This window comes from Inquilinus sp. YAF38, from assembly GCF_052113205.1.
Classification (GTDB): domain Bacteria; phylum Pseudomonadota; class Alphaproteobacteria; order DSM-16000; family Inquilinaceae; genus Inquilinus.
In genome coordinates this window covers 1-6,971 of the sequence record NZ_JBFRCU010000165.1, presented here as the reverse complement: position 1 = coordinate 6,971, position 6,971 = coordinate 1, and the positions used below count along the sequence as shown (strand labels likewise).

At 68.7% G+C, this 6,971-nt stretch carries 7 protein-coding genes and 1 other RNA gene; 2 read left to right on the top strand and 6 right to left on the bottom strand.

What is annotated here, in order from left to right; translation table 11 throughout:
* The 3 genes from AB4Z01_RS35565 to AB4Z01_RS35555 form a co-directional block, all read right to left on the bottom strand.
* Positions 1-1,137, bottom strand: a 1,137-nt coding sequence (locus AB4Z01_RS35565) for an integrase core domain-containing protein (RefSeq protein ID WP_441701489.1), incomplete at its 3' end; no start/stop codon positions are given.
* A 160-nt stretch (positions 1,138-1,297) separates the two neighbouring features.
* Complete coding sequence (gene ald / locus AB4Z01_RS35560) at positions 1,298-2,419, bottom strand: alanine dehydrogenase (protein ID WP_441701488.1); 1,122 nt, start codon at positions 2,417-2,419, stop codon at positions 1,298-1,300.
* A gap of 101 nt (positions 2,420-2,520) precedes the next feature.
* Entirely contained in the window at positions 2,521-2,679 is a 159-nt protein-coding gene (locus AB4Z01_RS35555; RefSeq protein ID WP_441701491.1) for a small ribosomal subunit protein bS21, read from the bottom strand.
* Positions 2,680-2,722: 43 nt separating this feature from the next.
* Here AB4Z01_RS35555 and def point away from each other — a divergent pair, with 43 nt between their 5' ends.
* Together def and AB4Z01_RS35545 are read left to right on the top strand one after the other, a co-directional pair.
* Positions 2,723-3,256: a peptide deformylase gene (gene def, locus AB4Z01_RS35550; RefSeq protein WP_441701486.1), complete on the top strand. Its 534-nt coding sequence runs from the start codon at positions 2,723-2,725 to the stop codon at positions 3,254-3,256.
* A gap of 10 nt (positions 3,257-3,266) precedes the next feature.
* The gene (locus AB4Z01_RS35545; RefSeq protein ID WP_441701484.1) at positions 3,267-3,938 is read left to right on the top strand and encodes a COQ9 family protein; all 672 of its coding nucleotides are present in this window, start codon (positions 3,267-3,269) and stop codon (positions 3,936-3,938) included.
* An 89-nt stretch (positions 3,939-4,027) separates the two neighbouring features.
* Here AB4Z01_RS35545 and AB4Z01_RS35540 read toward each other — a convergent pair whose 3' ends face one another.
* From AB4Z01_RS35540 to AB4Z01_RS35530, 3 genes are all read right to left on the bottom strand, one after another.
* On the bottom strand, positions 4,028-4,528 hold the full coding sequence (locus AB4Z01_RS35540; RefSeq protein ID WP_441701482.1) for an SspB family protein: 501 nt from the start codon (positions 4,526-4,528) through the stop codon (positions 4,028-4,030).
* Between the two features lie 124 nt (positions 4,529-4,652).
* Positions 4,653-5,003, bottom strand: a transfer-messenger RNA (tmRNA) gene (ssrA, locus tag AB4Z01_RS35535).
* Between the two features lie 19 nt (positions 5,004-5,022).
* Positions 5,023-6,971, bottom strand: a 1,949-nt coding sequence (locus AB4Z01_RS35530; RefSeq protein ID WP_441701480.1) for a S8 family serine peptidase, incomplete at its 5' end; no start/stop codon positions are given.

Sequence of the window (6,971 nt, the reverse complement as noted above, 5' to 3'; positions counted from 1 at the left end):
GCGCGCAGGCGCCCCAACTCGCCACAGTCGCTTCTGCTGGGGGTCGATCACCCCGATCGGCGTGTTGTAGAAGCGCATGCGCAGCTCGCCGGTTTCGTGTTCCTCGATGGCGACCCATTCGCCAACCAGAACCTCGGACACGAACAGGAAATCGCCCGCCCACTTGATCTCGCCGTTCGAGCGCACCCGGCGGATATCGGCTTCCCGGGGATACTCCGGCTCCGGCAGATGCTTCGGCAATGGCCGCGGCGACGGCTGATAGCGCCGGGCCGGCGGCGTCTGCCCCAAAGCTTCGTGCGGCCGCTCATGATTGTAATACGCCCGGAATTCGGCGAAGCGCGCGACCTGGGCCGCCCGGTCGGCCGCCGGCGGGTCGATCGCCTCCAGCAAGGTCAGATGGAACCGCTCCTGACGCCCGTTCTGCTGCGGCTTGCCCGGAGCCGTCCGCTCGTGCCGGATGCCCAGCTTCGCCCACCAGGCACTCAGCCGCGTCAGCCCGGTGACACCGGGCGAGGCGAACGGCGAACCGTTGTCCGACCGCATGATCTCGGGCAGACCATTCTCCTCGAAGCTCCGCTCGAACTCCTCTCGCGCCTCCTCGCCGCGGGTGCTGTCGCCCGCCGTCAGCCCCAGCAGATACCGCGCATAGCCGTCGCCGATCGTCAGCGGCTCGCACCGCTCGCCATTGCCCAGCCGGAACCAGCCCTTGTGGTCTGTCGCCCAGACATGGTTCGGCCGCTCCGCCACCGTCAGACCACCCAGCGTCGCCGGCACCCGATGGCGCCGACGCCGCGGCTGCACCAGGCCCTCACGCTTCAGGATCTCACCCGCCGTCGACGGCACCGGCCAAGCCGCCTCCGGATAGCGCTCCTCCAGCTTCGCGATGATCTTGCGCGGACCCCAACTCGGCCGCGCCAGCTTCTGCTCGATGATCGCTGCCGCCAGCTCCACCGGCGTCGATCGGCCGTGCACCCGCGGCGCATGGCTCCGCTCYAACAGCCCCGCCGATCCCTCCAGCCGATACCGATCGATCCATTTGTACGCCGTCTTCCGACTGATCCCGTAGCGCTCCGACAGCTCCAGCACCGTCCACTCCCCGCCCAGCCAGTCTCCGATCAACGACRCTCTCTGATCCATCGCGCAGCTCTCTTCCCAAGGCATCGGCAGGCCCTCCCTGCCGACATCAGAGCTGTCACCTATCCATCCGGTCTATTCTGTTACCTCTCTATCCGGGTTGGACAGGATGTCCGACCTCTCCCGCAAGCGGGAGAGGCAACACGTCAAATCCCGAATCCGGCTAAGCGGCGCGCAGCACCACCTCGGTCGGCACGTAGTTCAGGCCCAGCGCCTCGGCCACCGGCTTGTTGGTGATCTGGCCGGAATGGACGTTCAGCCCCTCGCGCAGATGCGGGTCGTCGAGGCAGGCCCGGCGATAGCCCTTGTCGGCCAGCGCCAGGGCGAAGGGCAGGGTGGCGTTGTTCAAGGCCACGGTCGAAGTCCGCGCCACGCCGCCCGGCATGTTGGCGACGCAGTAATGCACCACGCCGTCGACCACATAGGTCGGGTCGTCATGGGTGGTCGGCTTCGAGGTCTCGAAGCAGCCGCCCTGGTCGATGGCGACGTCGACCACCACCGAGCCGGGCTTCATCTTCGCGATCATGGCGCGGGTCACCAGCCGCGGTGCCGCGGCGCCCGGCACCAGCACCGCGCCGATCACCAGGTCGGCGCCGGTGACGTACTCCTCGATTGAGTCGACGGTGGAGTAGATGGTGTTCAACTCGGCGCCGAACTGCAGGTCCAGCTCCTTCAGCCGCTGCAGCGACTTGTCGATCACCGTGACATGGGCCTCGAGGCCCATCGCCATGCGCGCCGCATTGGTGCCGACCACGCCGCCGCCCAGCACCACCACCTTGGCCGCCGGCACGCCGGGCACGCCGCCCAGCAGCATGCCGCGGCCGCCCTGGATCTTCTCCAGGCAATGGGCGCCGCACTGGATCGACATCCGGCCGGCGACCTCGCTCATCGGCGCCAGCAGCGGCAGGCCGCCGCGGGCATCGGTCACGGTCTCATAGGCGATCGCGACCGCGCCCGACTTCATCAAGAGCTCGGTCTGGCGGGGGTCGGGCGCGAGATGGAGATAGGTGAACAGCACCTGGCCGCGGCGCAGCATGCGGCACTCGTCCGGCTGCGGCTCCTTGACCTTCACCACCATCTCGGCGCGGTCGAAGATCTCCTGGGCGGAGGGCACGATCTCCGCCCCGGCGGCGCGGTAGCGGTCGTCGCCGAAATCGATCCCGGCGCCGGCACCGGTCTGGACGATGACGCTGTGACCGTGATGGACCAGCTCGCGGACGGAGCTCGGGGTCAGGCCGACACGGTACTCGTGGGTTTTGATTTCCTTCGGCACGCCGATGAGCATGTTTCCCCCGGGTTTCGTTGCCGGCGGCCGCCCTGCGGGCGGCGCCTTACCCGATTCCTACATCAGCTCTGCGGGGAATGACATCGTCGTCGGCGCCGGGGCTACTCTGCCATGGCAGAGTAGCCCTCGCGATCGGGCCGCTTGGCCGCCGTCTTGCGGGCGCGGCGCACCGCCTCGGCCTGCTCGCGGGCGCCCTTCCCAGACGGCTTCTCGTCGTTGCGACGAAGCTTCATCTCCCGGAAGATGCCTTCGCGCTGCATCTTCTTCAGCGCACGCGATGGCGGTGAAGCGGGAGATGGGATCGTGACGCTGTTGAAGATCGTCGGCATGGGCCATCCGGTGCTGCGCCGCATCGCCGACCCGGTGGCCGATCCGGGCGACCCCGAGATCGCGCGGCTGGCGGCCGACATGATCGAGACGATGCGGGACGCGCCGGGCATCGGCCTGGCCGCGCCGCAGGTGTACCGGCCGCTGCGCCTGATCGTGTTCGAGGTGCCGGCGAGCCGGCAGGAGGAGGGCGAGCCGCCGGCGCCGGACGGGCCGACCGTGCTGATCAATCCGGAGATCGCGCCGCTGGCCGACGACATCGCGGTCGGGATGGAGGGCTGCCTGTCGATCCCGGGCTTCCGCGGCTTGGTGCCGCGTTGGCGCCGGATCGGCTATCGCGGCCTCGGCCTCGACGGCCAGGTGATCGAGCGCGAGGCCGAAGGGCTGCACGCCCGCGTGGTGCAGCACGAGGTCGACCATCTCGACGGCGTGCTGTATCTCGACCGGCTGCGCGACCTGACCGACCTGGCAGTGGATGCCGAGGCGCACCATCTCGCCGACAGAGCCTGAGGGAATCCCCATGACCGACCCAAGCGATAAGACGGCCGAGCGCGACGCCCTGCTGCTGGCAGTGCTGCCGCATGTCGCCTTCGACGGCTGGACCCGGCAGGCGCTGCAGCTCGGCGCCGAGGATGCCGGATTCGGCCTCGACGAGGTTGCTGTCCTGGTCCCCGGCGGGATCGCCGAGCTGTCGGACCATCTGCACGACTGGGCCGACCGGGAGATGGTGGCCCGGCTGGCGGAAGAGGGCGAGGCCTTCGAGAGCCTGCGGGTGCGCGAGAAGATCGCCCGGGCGGTGACGGTGCGCCTGGACCTGCTGCTGTCCTATCGCGACGCGGTCCGGCGCGACCTGGTGCGGCGGGCGTTGCGGCCGCTGTCGCGCCGGGGCTTGCGCCAACTGCACCGCACCGTCGACGCGATGTGGCGGGCGGCCGGCGACCGCTCGACCGACATCAACTACTACTCCAAGCGCGGGCTGCTGGCCGGGGTCTATGCCTCGACCCTGCTGGTCTGGCTCGATGACCGGTCGGAGGGGCAGGAGATCACCGGCGCCTTCCTGGAGCGCCGGATCGGCGAGGTGCTGGCTTTCGGCCGTCAGATCTCCGGGCTGAAGCGGCTCGGCGACCTGGCCGAGGCGCCGTTCCGGCTGGCCGCCCGGCTGCGCGAGGGGCGGGGAGCGGCGACCTCGTAGGTTGGGTTCGCGTCAGCGAACCCAACAGGGTGATGGCGGCAAGATGTTGGGTTCGCAACGCGAACCCAACCTACGGTGCAGCAAGTAGCTTATTTCTTCCGGAACGCGTCCAGCGTCACGATCTTGGCACCGTCGGCCGGCGTGGCTTCGGACGGGCCCTTGCCGGTCGGTCCCTGGACCACGTTGCCGGTATCGTCCTGCACCGACTCGGCCGAGTCCTCGTCGGCGGTGCCGTCCTCCGCGGCCTCGGCTTCGGCAGCCTCCTTGGCGGACTGGAACTGCAGGGCGAAGTTGACCGACGGGTCGGCGAAGGTGGAGATCGCGGCCAGCGGGATCACCAGGCGCTCGGTCTTGCTGGAGAAGCTGAGCGAGACCGAGAACCGGTCCTCGCAGACCTCGAGCCCGAAGAACTGGTGCTGCAGCACGATGGTCATCTCCTGCGGGTATTTCTGCCGCAGGTATTCCGGGATCGCGACCCCTCGATGATTGGTCACGAAGGTCAGGTAGAAATGATGATCACCCGGCAGCCCCTTCTCGGCCGCACTGGCCAAAGCTTCCCTGACCACGCCCCGCAGGGCGGATTCGACCATGCGGTCATATCGGAGTTCGTCGTCCATCCGATCACACTAGACCGGGGCCGGCGGGATGAAAAGGGAGACGCGCGGCAGATGGCCGCCCATGTCCGACATTCCGGGCCGAGATCTGGAAGAGAGAAGTGGGGCGTTCTGTTGCTGGGTGCCCCAAGCCCCACCTCGACGGGGCTAGCCGCCGAGGGATTGATCGAGGACGCTTAGCTGCTTACGCAGCCGCGCGAACCTCAGCAAAGTTGTCGTTGGCAACTATTGCAATGGCCCGATAACGGCGGAACCATGCCGGACGAAAACCTTTCCTTTACTACACGCGTCGATCCTATTTCGCCCCCATGCTCCGTCCAACACCGGAGATTTGGTGGAGGCGCCGGGTACCGCCCCCGGGTCCGCAGCGTCTATTCCAAAAGGCGTTTATCGTCATAGTCGGTTGCCCGACGTCCCTAAGATAGGGGCTCGGCGGCGCGGATGGAAGGGTGGAAACCGTCATCGCGCTGTCACAGCACGAAATCGCCGACGACCAGCCCGACCATTCCGCTCAGCCGGATATGGAAGTCGGAGACGCCGTCGCCGTTGATGTCGCCGGCGATGGTGGTCACGCTGGCGGCGACGGCGAAGCGCAGCTCGCCGGCATGGTGGGTGTAGAGGCCGCCGCCGATGAAGGTGAAGGCTTGGTTGCCGGCCAAGCCGGTGTTGGCGTCGATCACCGCCAGATCGACCTTGTCGCCCTGGGCGTGGCTGAAATCGGTGATCCGGTCCGACCCGGCGCCGACCTGGCTCTCCCATGCGCTGCCATAGGCGAAGCGATCCGCCCCGGCGCCGCCGGTCAGCGTATCCTGGCCGCCGGCCCCGACCAGCACATCGTCGCCCCACCAGCCCGACAGGGTGTTGGCGCCGGCGCTGCCGAACAGGGCGTCGCCGACCTGGCTGCCGGACAGGTTCTCGATTCTGGTCAGGGCGTCGCCCTGGGCATCGCCGCCGCTGGTCGTGCCCATGGTCAAGTTGACCACCACCCTGACCCAGCTGCCGTAGTAGCTGGCAAGGTCGATGCCGGCGCCGCCGTCCAGGATATCGGCCCCGGCGCCGCCGCGGAGTACGTCGTCGCCGCGGCCGCTGCTCAGATGATTGCCGCCGGTGCCGCCGGTGAGCTGGTCGCCGCCGTCGCCGGTGATCGCATTCTCGATCACCGTGCCGGCGGCGAAGGTCACGGCCCGGCCGGCGATGGTGGCGGTGCCGGCGGCGAGATCGACCACCGCGGCGCCGGTCAGGGCCGCGCCGTTGATCGTGTCCACCCCGCCGGCGTCGCCCAGCGTCCGGCGCGCCGCATCGGCGCCGATCGTGGCGAACTCGTTGGTGTAGACATAGGTGTCGTCCGCGCTGGCGGCATCGCCGTAGAGACGCAGGTTCCAGGAGTTCAGCACGCCGCTGTCGCCGCTGACGAGGTCGCGGACGGTCAGCGTCCACACGCCCTGGCCGGACTCGCCCCAGTCGTGCACGGTGCCGAAGGTGAAGACGATGTTGTCCTGGCTCGACCCGGTCTCATCGAGCGCGCCCACACCCGGCCGGTTCACGAGGGTGCTCTGGGTGCCGTCCGGCGAGGTCAGGACGATCTGCAGATCCCCGATCCAGCTATGGGTGAGGTTCAGCCCGACCTCGACGCGGTCGATCTCGATGCCGGTGCCGATCGTCAGGCGAGTGGTCGTACCGCCTTGGTTGCCATCCGGAATCGCGAGGCCGGGCGAGGCTGAGGCGGAGACGCTGATCTCGTTGGCGCTGGTGTGCGCGGTGCCGCCCCAGCTTTCGGCCAGGCGCACCGCGGCATGGGCGTCGACCAGGCCGAAGCCGATGTCGTGATTGACCGTCAGGCCGCCGCCATTCCAGTTGCCGGCACCGTTGGTCTGATCGCCGGACGTGGTCGCGGCGCTGCGGGCGCTGTAGGCCAGGATCTCCTGCACGTCGCGCCAGCCGAGATTCGGGTTGGCGTCGAGCATTAGGGCGACGACGCCGGAGATCATCGGCGCCGCGGCCGAGGTGCCGTTGAAGCTGGTGGTGTAGTTGCCGGCCTCATAGCCGGCGGCGCCGACCCGGTCGGTGGTGACGATGGTGCCCGCGCTCGGGCTGCCCGGCGCCCCGACCAGGATCGAGGCGCCCTGGGTCGAGTAGTCGGACAGGGTGCCGTCCTGGTTGGTGGCGCCGACGGTGATGGTCCAGCGATTGTTGGCGAAGCTGTGCAGGTTGGTGTCGTCGCCATATCCATAGGCGTTGCCGGCTGACTGGACGATGATCGTGCCCAGCCCRTCCCGCCCGTTGGTGGCGGCGTTGATGGTGGCGGCACGGGCGGCGGCGAACGCGGCGCTGCCGAAATTGTCGAGGAAGGCGGAGTTCTGGTCGTCGAAGAAGGCGTTGCCGAAGCCCCAGCTGTTGTTGAGCACATCGGCATCGGTCG

What these genes read in the sequence shown, in the direction of transcription:
- ald (WP_441701488.1), bottom strand. Translation starts at nt 2,419, where the DNA reads ATGCTCATCGGCGTGCCGAAGGAAATCAAAACCCACGAGTACCGTGTC.
- AB4Z01_RS35555 (WP_441701491.1), bottom strand. Translation starts at nt 2,679, where the DNA reads ATGCAGCGCGAAGGCATCTTCCGGGAGATGAAGCTTCGTCGCAACGAC.
- AB4Z01_RS35545 (WP_441701484.1), top strand. Translation starts at nt 3,267, where the DNA reads ATGACCGACCCAAGCGATAAGACGGCCGAGCGCGACGCCCTGCTGCTG.
- AB4Z01_RS35540 (WP_441701482.1), bottom strand. Translation starts at nt 4,528, where the DNA reads ATGGTCGAATCCGCCCTGCGGGGCGTGGTCAGGGAAGCTTTGGCCAGT.